Origin of the sequence: Aeromonas sp. ASNIH8 (genome assembly GCF_002919855.1) — a bacterium.
Taxonomy (GTDB): Bacteria; Pseudomonadota; Gammaproteobacteria; order Enterobacterales; family Aeromonadaceae; genus Aeromonas; species Aeromonas caviae.
The window spans coordinates 15,891-35,054 of sequence record NZ_PQLN01000014.1 but is presented as its reverse complement, the minus strand read 5'-3'; the positions used below and the strand labels follow the sequence as shown (position 1 = coordinate 35,054).

Annotated in this window: 15 protein-coding genes and 1 other RNA gene; 7 read left to right on the top strand and 9 right to left on the bottom strand. The window is 63.0% G+C overall.

Annotated elements, in window-relative coordinates:
* The first annotated feature begins 86 nt into the window (after positions 1 to 86).
* Positions 87 to 1,661 carry a diguanylate cyclase gene (locus C3418_RS05720; protein ID WP_010674612.1) on the top strand — a complete coding sequence of 525 codons (1,575 nt, stop codon included), beginning with the start codon at positions 87 to 89 and terminating at the stop codon, positions 1,659 to 1,661.
* Between the two features lie 83 nt (positions 1,662 to 1,744).
* On the opposite strand, the gene C3418_RS05715 is transcribed toward C3418_RS05720, so the two are convergent.
* Both C3418_RS05715 and fdhD read right to left on the bottom strand, forming a co-directional pair.
* Complete coding sequence (locus C3418_RS05715) at positions 1,745 to 4,042, bottom strand: FdhF/YdeP family oxidoreductase (RefSeq protein WP_103858140.1); 2,298 nt, start codon at positions 4,040 to 4,042, stop codon at positions 1,745 to 1,747.
* Positions 4,026 to 4,811 carry a formate dehydrogenase accessory sulfurtransferase FdhD gene (gene fdhD / locus C3418_RS05710; RefSeq protein WP_045524794.1) on the bottom strand — a complete coding sequence of 262 codons (786 nt, stop codon included), beginning with the start codon at positions 4,809 to 4,811 and terminating at the stop codon, positions 4,026 to 4,028. The genes C3418_RS05715 and fdhD overlap by 17 nt, the downstream gene beginning before the upstream one ends.
* 161 nt (positions 4,812 to 4,972) lie before the next feature.
* Here fdhD and C3418_RS05705 point away from each other — a divergent pair, with 161 nt between their 5' ends.
* Positions 4,973 to 5,851 carry a LysR family transcriptional regulator gene (locus tag C3418_RS05705; RefSeq protein ID WP_103255277.1) on the top strand — a complete coding sequence of 293 codons (879 nt, stop codon included), beginning with the start codon at positions 4,973 to 4,975 and terminating at the stop codon, positions 5,849 to 5,851.
* A gap of 62 nt (positions 5,852 to 5,913) precedes the next feature.
* Here C3418_RS05705 and C3418_RS05700 read toward each other — a convergent pair whose 3' ends face one another.
* The gene (locus tag C3418_RS05700; RefSeq protein WP_103858139.1) at positions 5,914 to 6,765 is read right to left on the bottom strand and encodes a type 1 glutamine amidotransferase domain-containing protein; all 852 of its coding nucleotides are present in this window, start codon (positions 6,763 to 6,765) and stop codon (positions 5,914 to 5,916) included.
* 129 nt (positions 6,766 to 6,894) lie between these two features.
* On the opposite strand from C3418_RS05700, the gene C3418_RS05695 reads away from it, so the two are divergent.
* The 5 genes from C3418_RS05695 (at position 6,895) to yjfF (ending at position 12,706) form a co-directional block, all read left to right on the top strand.
* Positions 6,895 to 7,848, top strand: a complete 954-nt coding sequence (locus C3418_RS05695; RefSeq protein ID WP_103858138.1) for a LysR family transcriptional regulator — start codon at positions 6,895 to 6,897, stop codon at positions 7,846 to 7,848.
* Positions 7,849 to 8,131: 283 nt separating this feature from the next.
* Positions 8,132 to 9,091: a galactofuranose ABC transporter, galactofuranose-binding protein YtfQ gene (gene ytfQ / locus C3418_RS05690; RefSeq protein WP_010674607.1), complete on the top strand. Its 960-nt coding sequence runs from the start codon at positions 8,132 to 8,134 to the stop codon at positions 9,089 to 9,091.
* 85 nt (positions 9,092 to 9,176) lie between these two features.
* A complete protein-coding gene (ytfR, locus tag C3418_RS05685) occupies positions 9,177 to 10,685 on the top strand; it encodes a galactofuranose ABC transporter, ATP-binding protein YtfR (protein ID WP_039039167.1) in 1,509 nt (502 codons plus the stop codon).
* 1 nt (position 10,686) lies between these two features.
* On the top strand, positions 10,687 to 11,706 hold the full coding sequence (ytfT, locus tag C3418_RS05680; RefSeq protein WP_103858137.1) for a galactofuranose ABC transporter, ATP-binding protein YtfT: 1,020 nt from the start codon (positions 10,687 to 10,689) through the stop codon (positions 11,704 to 11,706).
* The gene (gene yjfF / locus C3418_RS05675) at positions 11,699 to 12,706 is read left to right on the top strand and encodes a galactofuranose ABC transporter, permease protein YjfF (RefSeq protein WP_010674604.1); all 1,008 of its coding nucleotides are present in this window, start codon (positions 11,699 to 11,701) and stop codon (positions 12,704 to 12,706) included. The genes ytfT and yjfF overlap by 8 nt, the downstream gene beginning before the upstream one ends.
* A gap of 183 nt (positions 12,707 to 12,889) precedes the next feature.
* On the opposite strand, the gene C3418_RS05670 is transcribed toward yjfF, so the two are convergent.
* From C3418_RS05670 to mmsB, 6 genes are all read right to left on the bottom strand, one after another.
* A complete protein-coding gene (locus C3418_RS05670; RefSeq protein ID WP_258039822.1) occupies positions 12,890 to 13,909 on the bottom strand; it encodes an MBL fold metallo-hydrolase in 1,020 nt (339 codons plus the stop codon).
* Between the two features lie 619 nt (positions 13,910 to 14,528).
* Positions 14,529 to 14,625: signal recognition particle sRNA small type (gene ffs / locus C3418_RS05665), an RNA gene on the bottom strand.
* 102 nt (positions 14,626 to 14,727) lie between these two features.
* A complete protein-coding gene (locus C3418_RS05660) occupies positions 14,728 to 15,516 on the bottom strand; it encodes a sulfite exporter TauE/SafE family protein (RefSeq protein WP_042014760.1) in 789 nt (262 codons plus the stop codon).
* Between the two features lie 91 nt (positions 15,517 to 15,607).
* Positions 15,608 to 17,044, bottom strand: a complete 1,437-nt coding sequence (gene arcD, locus C3418_RS05655) for an arginine-ornithine antiporter (RefSeq protein ID WP_103858136.1) — start codon at positions 17,042 to 17,044, stop codon at positions 15,608 to 15,610.
* A gap of 365 nt (positions 17,045 to 17,409) precedes the next feature.
* Entirely contained in the window at positions 17,410 to 18,171 is a 762-nt protein-coding gene (locus tag C3418_RS05650; protein WP_103858135.1) for an SDR family oxidoreductase, read from the bottom strand.
* Between the two features lie 71 nt (positions 18,172 to 18,242).
* A complete protein-coding gene (mmsB, locus tag C3418_RS05645; protein WP_103858134.1) occupies positions 18,243 to 19,163 on the bottom strand; it encodes a 3-hydroxyisobutyrate dehydrogenase in 921 nt (306 codons plus the stop codon).
* Between the last annotated feature and the right edge of the window lies 1 nt (position 19,164).

Here is a 19,164-nt window from a genome sequence, read left to right as displayed (position 1 = left end):
AAATCACATTAACGATGGCATTAGGCAGTCCGCCCCCCTTAAAATGCCCTCCTAACCCGACACCATGACAAGGATCCGTTTCGTTCATGCACTCTCACTGGCTGCTGAGGTTTGATCTGCATCGCCTCATCCTTGCGCTGGCCGTCATAGGTGTGCTGGCTACCTTTGGCAACAGCTTTTACGCCATCTATCAGGCACAACGGCAACTGCTCATCGACAACACGCTAGAGGCGAACCGGGTCTATGCCGCCAAGCTCGCCGCCTCCGCCGAGACCATGCTGCACTCAGCCCAGGAACAACTGGCTTACAGCGCTAGCCAACTTGCCCCCCTGCTGCAGACCGATGACATCGCAGGGCTCGAGGAGGAGGTAACCCAACTGCGTAGACGTACCAATACCTTCAACTCAGTGGTCGTGGTCAACACCGAGGCAACCATTGTTGCTGTCTCCCCCGAGACTCTGAATGTGAAAGGGGCCAAACTGACCTCGGCCCATGCGAGAAACACCCTGAAGAAGCAGAAGCCGATCATCTCAGATCCTTTTGTCTCCCTCTCCGGCAACTACCTCATCAGCCTCTCCCACCCCATCTTCTCGGCAGACAAGCGCTACCTCGGCTATGTCGCCGGCACCATCTATCTGGGGTCCGCCAGCGTGCTCTCCAGCCTGCTGGGGCAGCACTACTACCAGGATGGTTCTTATCTTTATGTGGTGGACCGCCAGCGCACCCTCATCTACCACCCGGATCCTGAACTTATTGGCCATAAAGTGGCGTCCAACCGGATAGTAGACGAGGTGTTACAGGGCAACGGGGGAGCACAAACCATGTACAACACCGATGGAAACGAGATGCTCTCGGGCTTCGCTCCGGTGGCGGACGCAGGCTGGGGGATAGTGGCCCAGCGCCCCAGCAGCGCCACTCTAGCGAGACTCGATCAACAGATGAGCGACATTCTCAAGGGGATGATCCCGGTCACCCTCTTCATTCTCTTCGTCATCTGGCTCTCGGCCACCATCATCGCCAGACCCCTGCGACAACTGGCCAACCGGGCCGGACTCATGGATCAGCAGGGGGCCGCCACCAGCATCTCGGGGATCCGCGCCTGGTATTTCGAAGCGGCCCAGTTGAAGCAGGCCATCCTCAAGGGGCTGGGGCTGCTCAACACCAAGATCGACAAGCTGCACACCGACAGCCACACCGACCCCATGACGGGCCTGTTCAACCGCCGGGCCATGCAGCAGATGCTGGACGAGTACGAGGCCGAACGTCAGCCCCTGACGGTGATTGCCCTGGACATCGATCACTTCAAGGCCATCAACGACCGCTTCGGTCACGACGTGGGGGATGCCGTCATCGTCTCCCTCGCCACCCTGATGCAGCAGGATCTGCGTTCCGATGCCGCCTTGTGTCGAAGCGGCGGCGAAGAGTTCCTGCTGCTGCTGCCCGGGGTCTCCCTTGCACAGGCGCAGAAGATCGCCGAGCGCCTGCGTACCCGGGTGGCGAGCCACGACATGGAGGTAGCAGGCCACATCACCATCTCCCTCGGCGTCGCCCACTGGGGGGCGGATGCCACCAGCATCGCCGCCGTGCTCAAGGAGGCGGACAAGGCGCTCTATGATGCCAAGAGCCAGGGCCGAAACTGCGTGGTGGTGGCCCTGGGCTGATCGGCCCAGGCTTTGCCGGACACCGTTCGGCCATAAAAAAACCCCTGCCATGGCAGGGGTCGGACGGTATCCATGTCAGGAGATCAGAGCGTGACGGCCAGGCTCTCGACCGAGGCGGCGCTCGGGGTCACCAGTACGGGCACCGATTTGGAGGTGGGGGTGAAAGAGCCCTCCCCTATGCTCTCGATGGCCACCAGGGGGTTGGTCTCCGGGTAGTAGGCGGCGATGTTGCCTTTCGGGATCTCGTAGAAGATGACGCTAAAGCCCCGCACCACCCGCTCGCGCCCGTCGTTGCACACCGCACTCATGTCCACCCGCTGCTCCTCGGCGAGCCCCAGCCTCCTGGCATCCTCCTCGTTCATGAAGACCACGTTGCGTCGCCCCTTGATGCCGCGATAGCGGTCATCCATGCCATAGATGGTGGTGTTGTACTGATCGTGGGAGCGCAGGCTCTGAAGCAGCAGCACGGGCTGGTCCACCATCTGCTCCGCGTGGCTGGTGCACTCGGGCAGGATGGAGTCCGGCAAACGGCTCGCCCTGAATTCGGCGCGCCCGCTCGCGGTGTTCCAGCGCAGCAGGGCGGCGCTGTTCTCCAGATGGAAGCCGCAGGGCTCCTCGATGCGGCGGTTGAAGTCGCCAAAGCCCGCGATGGTCTCCTCGATGAGATCCCGCAGCAGCCCGTAGTCATCCCGCAGCGCCAGCCAGTCCACCCGATCGCTGCCAAGCGTTGCCTCGGCCATGCGAGCCACGATGTCTATCTCGGAGAGACAGAGCGGCGAGACCGGCTCGTTCATCCCGGTGGAGGCGTGCACCATGCTGAAGGTGTCCTCCACGGTGATCTTCTGCACCCCGGAGCGCTGCTGATCGAGCTCGGTACGGCCCAGGCAGGGGAGGATCAGGGCATCTTTTGACACCATGAGGTGGCTGCGGTTGAGCTTGGTGCTGATCTGCACGTTGAGCTCGCTCCTTCGCATCGCTTCATAGGTGAACTCGGTATCCGGCGCGGCGGCTGCCAGGTTGCCCCCAAGGCAGATGAGCACCTTGCTCTTGCCGCCATGAAGGGCTTTAAGGGCCTCGTAGACGTTGTGCCCCGGCGTGCGCTTGAAGCCCACCGGGAAGCGGCGCTCCAGGCGATCGAGGAAGGCGGCATTGGGTTTCTCGTTGATCCCCATGGTGCGGTTGCCCTGCACGTTGCTGTGACCGCGCACCGGACAGAGTCCGGCCCCCGGCTTGCCAATCTGGCCGCACATCAGGTGCAGGTTGACGATTTCGCGAATGGTGTCGACCGAATGCTTGTGCTGGGTGATCCCCATGGCCCAGCAGCTGATCACGCTCTCGCTGCTTGCGAAGATCTGCGCCGCCCGGGTGATCGCCTCCCGACCGAGGCCGGATTGCGCCTCGATCTGCGTCCACTCCGTAGCCTTCACCTGGGCCAGGTAGTCGTCAAAGTGCGCGGTGTGCTGCTCGATGAAGGCGAGATCGATGCGCCCCCCCTCCTCTTCCAGGATGTATTTCGCCATGCCGCGAATGGCCGCCATGTCACCGCCCAGCTTTGGCATGAGGTACTGGTGGCTGATGGTGGTGGCCGCCGGGGTCAGTAGCTCCGCCGGGCTCTGGGGGCTTGCGAAGCGCTCGAGGGCCACCTCTTTGAGGTTGTTGAAGGTGACGATCTGGCACCCCTGGCGTGCCGCCTTGCGCAGGGCGTTCATCATGCGCGGGTGGTTGGTGCCCGGGTTCTGGCCAAAGACGAAGATGGCTTTGGCGGCGTCGAAATCATCGAGCACCACGGTGCCCTTGCCCACCCCGACGGACTGGATAAGCCCCACCCCGCTCGCCTCGTGACACATGTTGGAGCAGTCGGGGAAGTTGTTGGTGCCATAGAGACGGCCAAACAGCTGATAGAGGTAGGAGGCTTCGTTGCTGGCGCGTCCCGAGGTGTAGAACTCCACCTCGTCGGGGCTGGCCAGGCTCTTGAGTTTGTCGGCGATGAGGGCAAACGCCTGATCCCAGCTCACCGGCTCGTAGTGATCGGTGGCCGGGTTGTAGCGCAGGGGCTCCGTCAGTCGCCCCTGATATTCGAGCCAGTAGTCGCTCTGGGTGGCGAGGCGACGCACCGAATGCTCGGCGAAGAAATCGGCCCCCACCGTCTTGCCGGTGGATTCCCAGGCCACCGCCTTGGCGCCGTTCTCGCAAAACTGGAAGGCCCCCTGCTTGTTGTCACCCCAGGCGCAGCCGGGACAGTCAAAGCCGTCGGTCTGGTTGACCCGCAGCAGGTTCTTGATGTTCTGGCGGGTCTTCTGGCTGCGCAGCACCTGCTTGAAGGTGGACTGCAGGGAGGAAAAGCCGCCGGCCTTGGCCGGTTTCTCAATATGACTGGACATGGGAATCTCCAACGTGATCCTGGGCGCGGGGGCTGGCATAGCAGACCGGGGCATCGGATCGGGGCACATGGATCAGGGTCAGGTTGTACTTCAGGGCCAGTCGCACCGCGAGCTGGCTGGGTGAAGCAAGGCTGATGAGGTGAGCGGCGCCAAATTGCACCGCCTTGTGAATGAGTTCGCTGCCGCAGCGGCTGGTGATCACCAGGGTGGCGGCCTGCACCGGCTGGCGCAGCTGCATGCCGATGAGCTTGTCCAGGGCGTTGTGCCGCCCTATGTCCTCCCGGCAGGCCAGGATCTCGCCGCGATCATCCAGCGCCAGGGCGGCATGAAGGGCGCCGCTCTGGCGGGCCTTGCTCTGCCAGGGGACGATGCGCTCCCGCAGATCCTGCAAAGAGGCGGTGTCGAAGGGGGCGCCCGGGGTCAGCGGGGTGAGCACGGGCAACGCATGTTCGATGGCCTCCACCCCGCAGATGCCACAGCCGCTGGCACCGGCCAGGCGGCGCTTGCGCTGACCAAGCACAGCCAGACAGCGGTTGGCGATGGTGACATCGAGCACGATGCCGTGCTCGGACGGGGTGCTCTGGATATCGTGTACATCGTGGTTGCCCCCGATGATCCCCTCGCCAAACAGAAAACCGATGGCGAAATCGTCGAGATCGTCCGGGGTGGCCATCATGACGGCATGGTTGATGCCGTTGATGTTGACGGACACGGCCACCTCCTCCACCAGCTCATCCAGACTGGGCAACCGTGAATTGAAAGGGATCATGCGAGACGCTTATAAGCTGTATTCGGGCCTCAAGTTTAGATAAGCCGCCGCGCCAAAACCAATGAAACAAATCTATTCACCAATAGATAACTTCTATTGCTATAAGGATGTCGATTGATTAAATTTGTCGCTCATTGCCTTTGTCTGCTGCCATTACCACGATGAATATCAAGCAGTTGCACTATTTCTACGAGCTGGCCCAGCACCGTCACTTCGCCAAGGCGGCCAAGGCTTGCTTCATCACCCAGCCGACCCTGTCAGCCAGCATCACCGCTCTGGAGAAGTCCCTTGGCACCGAACTGGTGGTGCGCAACAGCCAGTTCGTGGCCCTGACCCAGGCGGGGGAAGTGGTGCTGCACCACGCCGAGCGGATGCTGCAGGAGCAGGATGCCATGCGCCAGGAACTCAGCCTCTTTCGGGGCGGGCTGTCGGGGGCGCTGCGCATCGGCGTCGTGCCCCAGTCGAGCATCGACATCATGCCGCTGCTCAAGGGGTTCAACGACGCCTACCCCAAGGTGGGCCTGCACCTCTGCGTGATGACCCATGCCACCCTGATGGAGCAGCTGGATCTGCATCGCATCGACATCGGGCTCGGCTTTGACGAGTTGCTCACCGAGCATCAGCGCAGGGCCCTCGACGTCCAGCTTCGCCACCCCAACCCCATGGCCCTGCTGGGCCCCCTGCCTGCCCACTGCGCCCCGACCGGGCCGCTGACCCTGGCGGACCTGCAAGATCTCCCCCTGATCCTGCCAAGCACCACCATGCAGTTTCGCCGCTACCTGGACGAGGCCGCCGCCCGCCAGCAGATCAGCCTGCGGGTGGTGCTGGAGACCGACTCCCTGTTCCACCTGGTCAACGGGGTGAGCCACGGCCTGGGCTGCGCCGTGGTCAGCGCCGGCATCGCCGCCACCGCCCAGCAACTCTTCAAACTGCCCTGTCATCCCTTGAGCGATACGAGCGCAGGCACCATCGCCTTCATCACCCGAAAACACAGTGTCACCCCCGCCATGAAGGCGTTTCTAGCCAAGGCAGGGGCATGAAAAAGGCAGCCCATTGGGGCTGCCTGCACTGATCAAGGGGGGAACTTGCCCCTCTCCTGGCGTCAGTCTGCCCCTTGCTGTCTGTCCAGCGCCGCAATGAAGGCGCTCGCCAGGGCGTGGTCGGAGAAGGGATTCTGGCCTGTGATGAGCTCGCGATCGATCACAACGCCAGGCTGCCAGGGTGCCACGAACTGCATGCTGCCACCGGCCTGGGCCATGGCCTTCGCCGGGTAGTAGCGCAGCTTGTCGCCGCCAAGGGAGCCTTCAAACACCGCCTCTTCCTTGTCGGAGAAGATGGTCATCCTGTAACCGTCGTAGATCCACTCTATGGCGCCGTCCGCCTTGCCCGCAATGACCGACTGCTCGAACCCGGCCGGATCCGACTGCGCCGCCAGCAGCGCGATGGGGCCGTGGCAGATGGCGGCCGTGGGTTTGTGGTTGTCATGGAAGTGGCGAAGCAGGGTCCCCACCTCGGGATCCTTGGCAAGATCGATGAGGGGCGCATGGCCGCCGGGAATGAAGAGGCCGGCATAGCGCTCGGGACCGGATGCCAGCACCTCCCTCAGGGAGAGCACCTTGCCGGCGCCAAGCAGCCCCTCCACGACGGCGCCGATGCGCACCATCTCCTGCGGGTTGCCACCAAAGTACTGGGGATCGACGGAGTGTTTGTCGACAACGGGCCGGTTCCCTCTCGGGGTCACCGGGGTCAGGGTATAACCGGCCTCCAGCAGGGCGGCGGCAGGCACCCCCAGTTCATTCTGGTAGAAGCCTGTGGTCAGGCTCTTGCCCCCTTGCAGCGGCAGTTCGGTCTCGCTCGAGAGCAGCACCAGGATCTCGCCTTTCGGGGCGGCGCTGGCCGCAGCGGAGGTCGCCAGCAGCAGTGAGGCCAGCACGGCCTTGAGGGTGTTCTTCATCGTGATCTTCCTTTTGATGGCAGTGATCGATCGGGCGGCCACCGGGCCGCCCTCGAAGAGCAATTTACTGATTACACAAGGACGAATAAACTCACACTATTGAACTTTATTATTTACATGGATGAACATATGTCCCGTGCCTTCGACCCCGTCCAGCTCGGCACCATAGAGCTCTTTTGCAAGGCAGCCGAACTTGGCAGCTTTACCGCCACGGCTCAGGTACTGGGGGTAACGCCCGCCTCGGTGAGCCGCTCCATCCAGCGTCTCGAGGCCAGGCTCGGCGTCAAACTCTTCCATCGCACCACCCGCAGCGTTCGCCTCACCCATGACGGGGAGCTCTATCGGGAGCAGTGCCAGCAGGCGCTCGAGCAGATCGCCGAGGCCGAGCGGGCCATCACCGGTCGCCAGCGCCACCCCAGAGGAGTGCTGCGCATCAGCGTGGGCACCGTCTATGCCCACCACCGTCTGGTGCCCCTGCTGCCGGGCTTCATGGCGGCCTATCCCGAGGTCGAACTGGAGCTCAATGTCTCCAACAGGAACATCGACTTCGTGGAGGATGGTTACGATCTGGCCATCCGGCTGGGGGAGCCGCGCGATGGGCGGATCATCGCCCGCAAGCTGGAGGATGCCAGCCTCGGGGTCTTCTGCGCCCCCGATTATGCCGCCCGCCGCCCCGCGCCAACCTCCCTGGAGATACTGTCGCAACATGAGCTGATTCAGTTCATCACCCCGAGCACGGGTCGCCCCTTCCCCTGGCAGTTCGTGAACAAGCAGGGGGACCCTGTCGACCTTCATGTCCAGAGCAGACAGCGGGTGCTTGACGATGTGCTGGCGGGCCTGGGCTGGGCGGTGGCTGGGGGCGGTCTGTTCCAGATCTACCATTTCGTGGCGGCCGAGGCGCTGTTGCAAGGCAAGCTGGTCGAGGTGATGACCCCCTTTGCGGGGCGATCCCGCCCCTTCTACGCCCTCTATCCACAGCACCGTCACCTCTCTGCCCGGGTCCGGGCCTTCGTGGATTACCTGCTGGCAGCGGTGCACCCAGAGGGGTCGCCTGTGCCAGGGGAATGTCCCCCTCTTCGCTGACGAGGGCCCCTCATCTGCGTGCCTGCGCCCCCGATACCGGGGGCAAAAAGCAGGTGGCACTCTGGACACAATGGTTGCCTAATTAAATAAATATGCATAAAAATCAATACAGGCAGGGCTCGATATATGAACTCTTCTGCTGTTTGTATGAAGCATCGTGCTGCTGAAAATTTTCTGTGAGCCACCTCCCGCCGTTTAATTCAAGAGCCTATAACCTTGACCCGCACAATAAAAACCTGACGTGTTCCGGTTTATTTCACCATGCATCACAAAGGAGTGTCATATGTATAAAAAAGTGAAACTGGCGAGCATTATCAGCACCCTTATTCTCTCGGCCACTGCATATTCTGCAGAGATGACCGTGGGCTTCTCGCAAATTGGTTCTGAATCCGGGTGGCGAGCTGCAGAAACCTCGGTCGCCAAGAGCGAGGCCCAAAAACGCGGCATCATCCTGAAAATTGCCGATGCCCAGCAGAAACAGGAGAACCAGATCAAGGCCATTCGCTCCTTTATTGCCCAGGGGGTGGATGCCATCTTTATTGCCCCCGTGGTACAGACTGGTTGGGAGCCGGTATTGCAGGAGGCGAAAGAGGCCGAGATCCCGGTCTTCCTGCTGGATCGCAATATCACGGTAAAAGATGACGGTCTCTTCATGACCGGGGTCGCCGCCGACAGCGTCCACGAAGGGGAAGTGGCAGCCCAGTGGCTCATCAAGCAGCAGGATGGCAAACCGTGCAACGTGGTGGAATTGCAGGGCACAGTGGGTGCCAGCGTGGCGCTGGATCGCAAGAAGGGCTTCCTCGACACCGTCTCGGCCGTGCCCACCATCAAGATCATCCGCACCCAGTCCGGCGACTTCACCCGCAGCAAGGGCAAGGAGGTGATGGAGAGCTTCATCAAGGCGGAAAATAGCGGCAAGAATATTTGCGCCGTCTACGCCCATAACGATGACATGGCCATCGGCGCCATCCAGGCCATTAAAGAGGCCGGGCTGAAACCGGGCAAGGATATCAAGATCATCTCCATCGATGGCGTGCCGGATATTTTCAAGGCGATGATCGCAGGCGAAGCCAATGCCTCGGTGGAGCTCACGCCGAATATGGCGGGACCGGCCTTCGATGCCCTGCTGGCCTATAAGAAAGATGGCACCCTGCCCCCCAAACATATCAAGACGGAGTCCAAACTGTTTGAGCCCGGGAGTGCCGAGGCGCAGCTCGAGCTGAAAAAAGACATGGGTTATTAATCCCGCTCCCCCGCCAGACTGTCACATAGCGCGCCATATAAGTGATTGAACTTGTATGGCGCGCTATATCGGAGAGCCAATGTTCATGTCAGAGAACACTCACGATGTCGTATTGAATGCCCGCGGAATATGCAAGGCGTTTCCCGGAGTACGAGCCCTGCATCAGGTGGACTTCTCCCTGCGCCGGGGAGAGATCATGGCGCTGCTCGGCGAGAACGGGGCCGGCAAGTCCACGTTGATCAAGACCCTCACCGGTGTCTATCAGCGAGACGCCGGCCGTATCGAACTCGATGGCGTCCCCATCTCCCCGACGGACACCGCCCATGCCCAGCGTCTGGGGATAGGCACCGTCTATCAGGAGGTCAACCTGCTGCCGAACATGTCGGTGGCAGACAACCTCTTCATCGGCCATGAGCCCCGCCGTTTCGGCTTCATCGACCGGGGCGCCATGACCCGGCAGGCCAGCGCCATCATGGCCAGCCACGGCTTCGAGATGGATGTCACCCTGCCCCTCGACCACTACTCGGTCGCCATGCAGCAGATCGTGGCCATCGCCCGGGCGGTGTCACTCTCCGCCAGGATCCTGATCCTGGACGAGCCCACCGCGAGCCTGGATGCCAGCGAAGTCCAGATGCTCTTCTCCCTCATGACGCGCCTGCGGGATCAGGGGGTAAGCCTCATCTTCATCACCCATTTTCTCGATCAGGTCTACGCCATCAGCGATCGCATCACAGTGCTGCGCAACGGCGAGCTGGTCGGCACCCGCGACACCCAGGCACTGCCACAATTGGAGCTGGTCAAGATGATGCTGGGACGCGAGCTGGACGACAATGCCCTCAAGCGGGCGGGCAAGACACTGCGCAGCAACCAGCCCATGGTGTCGTTCAGGGACTATGGCAAGCGGGGAGTCATCGCCCCCTTCAGTCTCGACGTCATGCCCGGGGAGATAGTGGGCCTCGCTGGCCTGCTCGGGTCCGGTCGTACCGAGACCGCCGAGCTGATGTTCGGCATAGTGCCGAGCGACAGCGGCGAGTGCCGGGTGCGGGACAAACCGGTGACCATCCGCTCTGCACGCCAGGCGGCCGCCAACGGCTTTGGTTTCTGCCCGGAGGATCGCAAGAGCGCCGGCATCATCGCCTCGGCCTCGGTGCGGGAGAACATGGTGCTGGCCCTGCAAGCCCAGCGGGGCTGGTTGCATCCCCTGTCTCGCAAGGAGCAGGACGAGATCACCGCCCGCCTCATCGAGCAGTTGGCCATCAAGACCCCGGGACCAGAGCAGCCCATCCAGTTTCTCTCCGGGGGCAACCAGCAAAAGGTGCTGCTCGCCCGCTGGCTGCTCACCAAACCCCAGTTCCTGATCCTAGACGAGCCTACCCGGGGCATCGACGTGGGGGCCCACGCCGAGATCATCCGCCTCATCGAATCCCTCTGCGCCAACGGGCTGGCCCTGCTGGTCATCTCCTCCGAGCTCGAGGAGCTGGTGGGCTATGCCGATCGGGTGATCGTCCTTCGTGACAGAAAACAGGTGGCAGAGCTTGCGACGGACGCCCTGAGCGTCCCTGCCATCATGAACGCCATTGCATGTGAGGCCTGATATGACGTCATCCATTCTCCCCCTCGCCAAGGGGTCGCGCGCCCGCAGGGAGTGGCCCACGGGCTCGGCCCAGTGCGCCGCCCTGGTGTGCGTGCTGCTCATCAATGCCCTGGTCGCCGACAACTTCTTCGCCATCCACATCCAGGATGGGCGGCAGTTTGGCAGCCTCATCGACATCCTCAACCGCTGTGCCCCGGTGGCCCTGCTCTCCCTTGGCATGACGCTGGTGATCGCCACTGGCGGCATCGACCTGTCGGTGGGCGCCGTCATGGCCATCAGCGGGGCCACCATGGCTAGCCTGGCCACCGGCGGTCACAGCCTGCCGGTCATCTTCGCCGCCGTCATCGGGGTGGGCCTTCTGTGCGGCCTGTGGAACGGCCTGCTGGTGGCGGTGTTCAAGATCCAGCCCATCGTCGCCACCCTGATCCTCATGGTGGCGGGCCGGGGAATCGCCCAGCTCATCACCGAGGGGCAGATCATCACCTTCAACAACGACGCCCTCGCCTGGATCGGCAGCGGCTCCCTCTTCTATCTGCCCACCCCGGTCATCATCACCCTGGGCATGGCACTGCTGCTCTGGCTGCTGACCAAGCGCACCGCCCTCGGCCTCTTCATCGAAGCGGTGGGGATCAACATCAAGGCCGCCAAGAACGCCGGGCTCAACACCCCCATGGTGGTGATCGCCACCTATCTGCTGAGCGGCATGATGGCCGCCGTCGCCGGCATGATAGTCGCCGCCGACATCCGGGGTGCCGATGCCAACAACGCCGGGCTCTGGCTCGAGATGGACGCCATTCTGGCGGTGGTGATAGGAGGCACCTCCCTGATGGGGGGGCGCTTCAACCTCGCCCTCTCCCTGATCGGCATACTGATCATCCAGGGGGTGAACACCGGGATCCTGCTCTCCGGCTACCAGCCCCAGTGGAACCAGATCGTCAAAGCCCTGGTGGTACTGGCGGTGCTGGTCATGCAGTCACCGACCCTCAACCACCTCTTCCAGCGAGGGACTCGCCATGTTTAAACGCAACCTCCCCCTGATGGTGACCATCATGGTCTTCGTGCTGGGCTATCTGCTCTGCCTGGCCTCCTTCCCTGCCTTCATGTCCACCCGCATCATCTGCAATATCCTGACGGACAACGCGTTTCTGGGAATAGTGGCGGTGGGCATGACCTTCGTCATCCTCTCGGGGGGCATCGACCTGTCGGTGGGGGCCGTCATCGCCTTCACCGGCGTGCTGCTGGCAACCCTCATCGGGAAGCTGGGGGTCAGCCCCGTGCTGGCCATCCCCCTGGTGCTGGTGCTCGGAGCAGGCTTTGGCGCCCTCATGGGCTGGCTCATCGACACCCTGAAGATCCCCGCCTTCATCATCACCCTGGCGGGCATGTTCTTCCTGCGGGGGGCCAGTTTTCTCATCTCCGAGCAGTCCCTGCCCATCGATCATCCCACCTTCACCTACCTGTCGAGCCTGTCGTGGAAGATACCGGGGGGCGGTCGCCTGAGCCTGCTGGCCCTCATCATGCTGGCGGTGGTGGTCTTCGGCATCCTGCTCGCCAACCGCACCCGCTTTGGCAACAACGTTTACGCCATCGGCGGCAACGCCACCTCGGCAGCCCTGATGGGGATCTCGGTGCGCCACACCACCATTCGCATCTACCTGCTCTCCACCACCCTGGCGACCCTCGCAGGCATCGTGTTCGCGCTCTATACCTCGGCGGGCTATCCGCTCGCCGCCGTCGGGGTGGAGCTCGATGCCATCGCCGCCGTGGTCATCGGCGGCACTCTGCTGAGCGGCGGGGTGGGCACCGTCTTCGGTTCCCTGTTCGGGGTGCTGATCCAGGGGTTGATCCAGACCTACATCAACTTCGACGGCACCCTCAGCTCCTGGTGGACCAAGATCATCATCGGCCTGCTGCTGTTCAGCTTCATCGCCCTGCAGCGCCTGCTGATCCTGGTCTCGGAGCACCGCAAGGCCAACAAGCCAGGTCCTTTCAAGCGCCAGGTTGCCGCCCAGCCCGAGTGAGGTATCAGCAAGACCCCGGTGGCAGAAGATAACGGGGGCAAGGCGCTCCCGTGCGCCCTCCCCGCCCGGTCATTGCTGGCCCGGCACAGAGGATGGGGAGGCAGCGGGGGCGCTCACAGGGCCCGGCCCCAACCTCCCGCACGCCCCTTTGAGGGGTGACACCGTCTTTGGAGGGCACTCAGGTCAATCGCGCCACCAGGGGCTGCCCTCATGGGGGCTCAGCACCTCCAGAGGCTCCCCCATGACAGGCGTGGTCAGGGGGATCTGTTGCTCGGCAGCCAGTCGGGCAATCTGCTCAAGCGGGTCGTTCCAGCGGTGCATGGCCAGATCGAAGGTGCCGTTGTGCACCGGATAGAGCCATTTCCCCCCGAGATCGTGAAACGCCTGCGCCGTCTGCGCCGGGAGCATGTGCACCAGCTCCCAGCGCTTGTCGTAGGCCCCGGTCTCGAGGAAGGTCACGTCGAACGGACCGTAGCGCCTGCCAATCTCCTTGAAACCGTCGAAGTAGCCGCTGTCACCGCTGAAGAAGAGGTTGACCCCCTCGCCGCGAATGACCCAGGAGGCCCAGAGGGTCTGGTTGCCGTCCCCGAGGCCACGGCCGGAGAAATGCTGGGCCGGGGTCGCTACCAGGGTGACACCGCCCACCCGGGTCTGCTGCCACCAGTCCAGTTCGCGGATCTTCTCCTTCGCAATCCCCCAGGCCATGAGGCGCGCCCCCACCCCGAGGGGCGTGATGAAGTGGTCGACCTTCTCCTGCAGCGCCAGTATGGCCCCGTGATCGAGATGGTCGTAGTGATCATGGGAGAGGATCACCCCCTCGATGGGGGGCAGCGCCTCCAGGGTGATGGGCGGTTGATGCCAGCGCTTGGGGCCGAACCACTGCACCGGCGAGGCCCGCTCGCTGAACACGGGATCCGTCAGCCAGAACGTGCCCTGCAACTTGAGCAGCAGAGTGGAGTGGCCGAGGCGCCACACGCTGTTGTCCGGCGCCGCGATGAGCCCCTCCCGGGTCATGACCTGTACCGGAATGGCGCGATCCGGCACCGTGCCCTCAGGCTTGGCGAACAGGAAGTCCCACCAGAGCCTGGCCCCTTCCCAGAGGCTTCGCGCCTGGGGTGTCACGGCATTGTTGAACCGGCCCCCCTGATATTGCGAGGAGTCCGGGTGTTCGGGCAGGCCCGGTTTGAGTAGAGATGCGATCATGCCAATCATCAGGGCTCCTTTGAGCAACCACAGAAAACGGCGCCCCTCAGGGGCGCGAAAAGAGGCTGACGGGGTCTGCATGCATGCCACGCCTGTCAGCCTGGTCTCTGGTGAGTCGAGAGCAGCCCCTGCACGGGGCCTCACCATCCATAAAACAGAACGGGAGAGTCGCACGGTATGAAACCGGTGCCCGGCGTCTCCAGCAACGGCAAGATAGCCTGCCCGGGCTCCCGCCACCAGAGGGGGTCGCGTTGCCGCGTGGCCCCGGCATGGTGTCGCATCAAGCGCATGGCCTCACCTGCTCTGCCGGCGCCAACAAAAGGAGGCGCCGGATGGCGTACTGCAAGAGCTTGCAGTGCTGAAAGTCAGAAGATGGCTGGGCCATAGAGGCCACGGGAGGTGACTGAGGGAAAGCATGATCTCAAGGGGACAGTGGCGCGGTCTGAAGCCTGATTAAAGCCCATAGGGCACAGGCTCACCTTGCGGTAGAGCAAATAGCATGTGAAGAGAGCTGAAAATGCACTTTGAGGACTCCTGATTCATCCACATGAAGTGGATTACCAAGAGGTCTGAAGGGGGTATTAGCTGTAACTTGTTGAATGGCAGAAACAGGTGGTGGCCCTACCAGCCACATCCCGGCACTCGAGTCCCCCGCCTTGGCTGCTACCTTCCGGTCCTGACCAGGTCGACGGGTTATCAATGCGAGAGGACCAATAGGACCACCGGCGAGGAGAATAGGCAAACTGGCCCCTCAATGCAATGGCTTTCTACCGCATCACGAGCCGTTCGCCTTATTTTTCAACAATCTGGCCAAGGGTTCAGCTAAAGAGCATGAATTTGGCACCCACCAGCAACATGAGCAGGGCAAAGGCCTGCTTGAGCCGCCGGGGTGACATTCGGTGTGCCAGTCTGGCGCCCAGACGGGCAAACTGGGTGCTGGTGAGCACGATGCCAAGCAGGGCTGGCAGATAGATGAATCCGACGCTCCACTCGGGCAGATCGGCGTCTCCCCAACCGGCATAGAGGTAGCTGAGGCTGCCTGCCAGGGCGATGGGCATGCTGCAGGCGGCGGAGGCGGCCACGGCGTTGCGCATGGGCACCGAATTCCAGGTGAGGTAAGGCACGGTCAGCGAGCCGCCACCGATGCCGAACAAGGCCGACATCCAGCCGATGACGGTGCCCGCGATCCCGGTACCAAGGGGGCCCGGCATGTGTCGCTCCGCTTTTGGCCTCAAATTGAGCCCCATCTGCAGGGCCATGGTCCAGGCGAAGCAGCCGATGATGATGTTGAGGGTGCTGGCGCTCAGCAGGTTGGCGGTCATGCCGCCGAGCCAGGCACCGACCAGCATGCCGGCGCCCAGGCGCCGAATCATTCCCCAGTCCACCGCCCCGGCCTCCTGGTGCGCACGCAGGGAGCTGAAACCGGTGAAGATCATGGTGGGCAGCGAGGTGCCGAGGGCCAGATGGGTGATGATCTCCGGCGCCACGCCCTGTGCGTGAAAACTCAGGACCAGCACGGGGACGATGATGAGTCCGCCGCCGATACCGAACAGCCCGGCTAGCATGCCCGCGAAGGCCCCCAACACCAGATAGCCCACAAACAGCATAAACATTCCTTCAATAACGAAACAGCGGTCAACTTGACCGCCATTATCCATAAAAAAGAGATGGCATCTTGCCATCTCTTTATTGTGCCGATTAATGCAGGGGAATGGTACCGTCCATCACCTTGTAGAACGCCAGCACGGCGCAGCCGAGCAGGGCTGCCGTCATCCCCTGCTCCAGCCGGTTGAGGCTGCGCAGGCCGTGGTGCTGGCGCGCCTTCCAGTAGATGAAGATCCCCGGGCTGTAGAGCAGCGCCACCAGCAAGAGGTACTCCACCCCGGCGGCATAGACCAGCCAGCAGCCATAGACGGTGGCCACCAGGGCCAGCAGCAGGTCGCGCTTGCGCTGATGGGGCTGGCCCGCGTAGGTCTCCCCTTTCAACGCCAGCTTGAGGCCGTAAGCACCGGAGAAGACATAGGGCACCAGGGCAGCCGAGGTGGCAATGTTCACCAACGCCAGATAGGTGCTGTTCTGGAAGTAGATGATGATGAGGAAAATTTGCACCAGGCAGGTGGAGCACCAGAGCGACACCTTGGGGGAGCCGTTCTTGTTCTCCTTGGCGAACCAGGCCGGGAAGACACCGGTCTTGCCCGCGATGTAGGGCACTTCCGCCGCCAGCACGGTCCAGCTCAGCAGGGCCCCCATCACCGAGATCACCAGGCCGATGTTGATGAGCCAGGCGCCCCAGGAGCCGACCACGGCTTCCAGGATCATGGCGGTGGAGGGGTTCTTGAGGGCCGCCAGTTGCGGCTGGTTCATGACCCCCAGGGAGAACAGGGTCACCATGACGTAGAGCGCCAGGGCGCCGAGCAGCGCCAGCACGGTGGCGCGGCCCACGTCCTTGCGATGGCGGGCACGGGCGGAGACCACCACGGCCCCCTCGATGCCGATGAAGACCCAGAGGGTCACCTTCATGGTGGACTTCACCTGATCCATCACGGAGCCGAGCTCGGGACTCCCCTGCCCCCAGAGATCCAGGGTGAAGGTCTCCATGTTGAAAGCGAGCAGGATGGCCACGCAGAAGACGATGAGGGGCACCATCTTGGCGATGGTGGTGACGATGTTCACCAGCGCCGCCACCTGGATGCCGCGCAGCACCAGGGCATGCACCGACCAGATGAGCAGGGAAGCGAGCGTGATGGCGACCGGAGTATTGCCGTCACCGAAGATGACATTGTCCGGCGTGTCGAAGAAGTAGCTCAGCGCACTGAACACCACGATGGCGTAGGAGACGTTGGCCAGCAGCTGGCAGAGCCAGTAGCCCCAGGCGGCGTTGAAGCCGACGAAATCCCCGAACCCTGCCTTGGCGTAGCTGAAGATGCCGCCATCGAGATCCGGTCGACGCATGGAGAGATTCTGGTAGACCAGGGCGAGGCAGATCATGCCGATCCCCGTGATGGCCCATCCCAGGGCGACGGCCCCGGCACTGGCGTGCGCTGCGATGTTTTGCGGCAGACTGAAAACCCCGGCACCGACCATGGAGCCGATCACCAGCGAAATGAGGGCACCCAGCCCCAGTTTCTTGTCCATCTCAAACCTGTTTTATTAGGCGGCGGCTGAGCATCCGTATTCATACAGCGCGCGACATGGGAGGGGCTAGAAATCCGTACCCCGTGAAAAAGGCGGCAACTATATTGCATGACTATTCCGGCCGCAATCCCTCTTGCCGTCAATCATGAGCCGCCTTGACCGCGCGCAATTTTACAGCACTGACCCGGGGTGCCTGTGAGCTGGTTCAAATTAAGAAAGACCCGTTGATATTTCACGACTTTTCATGATGTCGCCCCGCTTTTCAAAAGCCGGACCTGCATGGCTATGCACCCTTGCACTGGGGCCTTTCCCCTGCAAAAACGCCCCTGCAGGAGGGGCGTCAGAGAGGGTATATACAGGGGGGACTAGAGCCTCAAGCCGCCGTCCAGCTCGATCATTCGCCCCGACAGATAGTCGTTGGCAAGGATGAACTGCACCGTCTGGGCCAGCTGCGCCGCCTGCCCCAGGGTGCCCACCGGGATGGCCTGCTGCATGCGGGCCATGGCTTCGGACTTCATCGCCGCCGTCATGTCGGTGGCAAAGACACCGGGGGCGATGCCCATCACCCGGATGCCGTGACGGGCCAGCTCCTTCCCCCAGGTGACCACCAGAGAGGCCACCCCCGCCTTGCTGGCGGCATAGTTGCTCTGGCCCATGTTGCCGGCCCGGGCGATGGAGGAGATGTTGATGATGACGCCCCCCTCCCCGCCGGTGGCCATCAGCGCCGCCCCCTCGCGCCCGCACAGGAAGGTGCCGGTGAGATTGACGTCGATGACGCTCTGCCACTGGGCCAGGCTCATCTTCTCCGTCAGTGCCCCCTCCTTCACCTTGATCAGCATGCCGTCACGCAGGATGCCGGCACAGTTGACGAGGCCGTGCAGGGCACCGAGCTGATCCTTGATGGCGGCGAAGGTCGCCTCGACCTCTGGCTCGCTTGCCACGTTGCAGACGAACAGGGCGCAGCGGCCGTCACGGCTGCGCACTTCCGCCTCGGTCACCTCCAGATCGGTGCGGTTGACGTCGATGAGCGCAAGCACGGCCCCCTGCTCCGCCAGACTCAGGGCGATGGCGCGCCCGAGCCCCCTGCCCGCCCCCGTGATGGCGATGACTTTCCGTGTGATATCCATACATGCTCCTGGTGAGATGGCCGGTGACTGTCGAGTCAAAGACTATCGGGTAAATAGGTAGATAACGGCCCTTAACCCGGCGCTGTCTTGTCCCGATAAAGCTCGAGGATACTGGAGAAATCCTTGTTTTCCTGGCCCTGGCTCCCGTGCAGGTTGAAGAGGTTGCGGGCCAGGGCCCCCATGGGCACGGCGCTGTGGGCATGTTCCGCCAACGCCATGGCGAGCCCCAAATCCTTGACCATCAGCCGGGTCATAAAGCCCCCTGTATACCCACGGGATGCCGGGACGTTCTCCATCACCCCGGGCCAGGGGTTGTAGCGCTCGAGGCTCCAGTTGTTGCCCGAGCTCTTGCCCATGATGGTGGAGAGCACGGCGGGATCCAGCCCTTCCTTGACCCCGAGCGCCAGCGCCTCGGCGGTGCCCGCCATGTGGATGGCGAGCAGCATGTTGTTGCACATCTTGGCGATCTGGCCGGCGCCGAGGGCCCCGGCGTGAAACAGGTTCTGCCCCATGCAGGCGAGCACGGGTCTGGCCGCTTCAAAATCCGCTTGTTCGCCGCCGACGATGAAAGTGAGCGTGCCCGCCGCCGCGCCGGCCACGCCCCCTGAGACGGGGGCATCGAGAAAACGGATGCCGCGCGCCTTCGCCGCCGCCCCCACCTGACGGGCCGAGGCCACGTCTATGGTGGAGCAGTCGATGACCAGGGCGCCGGGCGACAGGGCCGCCAGCAGATCCTGGCCGCCCCGCTCACCGACACTCTCCCCCAGCCAGAGGCTGCGCACGTGCTCGCCCGCCGGCAGCATGCTGATGACCAGCTCGCAGCCGCTCACCGCTTCCCGGGCATTCCCGGCGGCAATACAGCCAGCCCCAATGGCCCGGCTCAGGCTCTCGGGCACCAGATCAAACACCTGCACCCTGTGCCCCGCCCTGGCCAGGTTGGCGGCCATGGGCCCCCCCATGTTGCCAAGCCCGATAAACCCAATCCTTGTCATG

What these genes read in the sequence shown, in the direction of transcription:
- C3418_RS05720 (WP_010674612.1), top strand. Translation starts at nt 87, where the DNA reads ATGCACTCTCACTGGCTGCTGAGGTTTGATCTGCATCGCCTCATCCTT.
- C3418_RS05715 (WP_103858140.1), bottom strand. Translation starts at nt 4,042, where the DNA reads ATGTCCAGTCATATTGAGAAACCGGCCAAGGCCGGCGGCTTTTCCTCC.
- fdhD (WP_045524794.1), bottom strand. Translation starts at nt 4,811, where the DNA reads ATGATCCCTTTCAATTCACGGTTGCCCAGTCTGGATGAGCTGGTGGAG.
- C3418_RS05705 (WP_103255277.1), top strand. Translation starts at nt 4,973, where the DNA reads ATGAATATCAAGCAGTTGCACTATTTCTACGAGCTGGCCCAGCACCGT.
- C3418_RS05700 (WP_103858139.1), bottom strand. Translation starts at nt 6,765, where the DNA reads ATGAAGAACACCCTCAAGGCCGTGCTGGCCTCACTGCTGCTGGCGACC.
- C3418_RS05695 (WP_103858138.1), top strand. Translation starts at nt 6,895, where the DNA reads ATGTCCCGTGCCTTCGACCCCGTCCAGCTCGGCACCATAGAGCTCTTT.
- ytfQ (WP_010674607.1), top strand. Translation starts at nt 8,132, where the DNA reads ATGTATAAAAAAGTGAAACTGGCGAGCATTATCAGCACCCTTATTCTC.
- ytfR (WP_039039167.1), top strand. Translation starts at nt 9,177, where the DNA reads ATGTCAGAGAACACTCACGATGTCGTATTGAATGCCCGCGGAATATGC.
- ytfT (WP_103858137.1), top strand. Translation starts at nt 10,687, where the DNA reads ATGACGTCATCCATTCTCCCCCTCGCCAAGGGGTCGCGCGCCCGCAGG.
- yjfF (WP_010674604.1), top strand. Translation starts at nt 11,699, where the DNA reads ATGTTTAAACGCAACCTCCCCCTGATGGTGACCATCATGGTCTTCGTG.
- C3418_RS05670 (WP_258039822.1), bottom strand. Translation starts at nt 13,909, where the DNA reads ATGATCGCATCTCTACTCAAACCGGGCCTGCCCGAACACCCGGACTCC.
- C3418_RS05660 (WP_042014760.1), bottom strand. Translation starts at nt 15,516, where the DNA reads ATGCTGTTTGTGGGCTATCTGGTGTTGGGGGCCTTCGCGGGCATGCTA.
- arcD (WP_103858136.1), bottom strand. Translation starts at nt 17,044, where the DNA reads ATGGACAAGAAACTGGGGCTGGGTGCCCTCATTTCGCTGGTGATCGGC.
- C3418_RS05650 (WP_103858135.1), bottom strand. Translation starts at nt 18,171, where the DNA reads ATGGATATCACACGGAAAGTCATCGCCATCACGGGGGCGGGCAGGGGG.
- mmsB (WP_103858134.1), bottom strand. Translation starts at nt 19,163, where the DNA reads ATGACAAGGATTGGGTTTATCGGGCTTGGCAACATGGGGGGGCCCATG.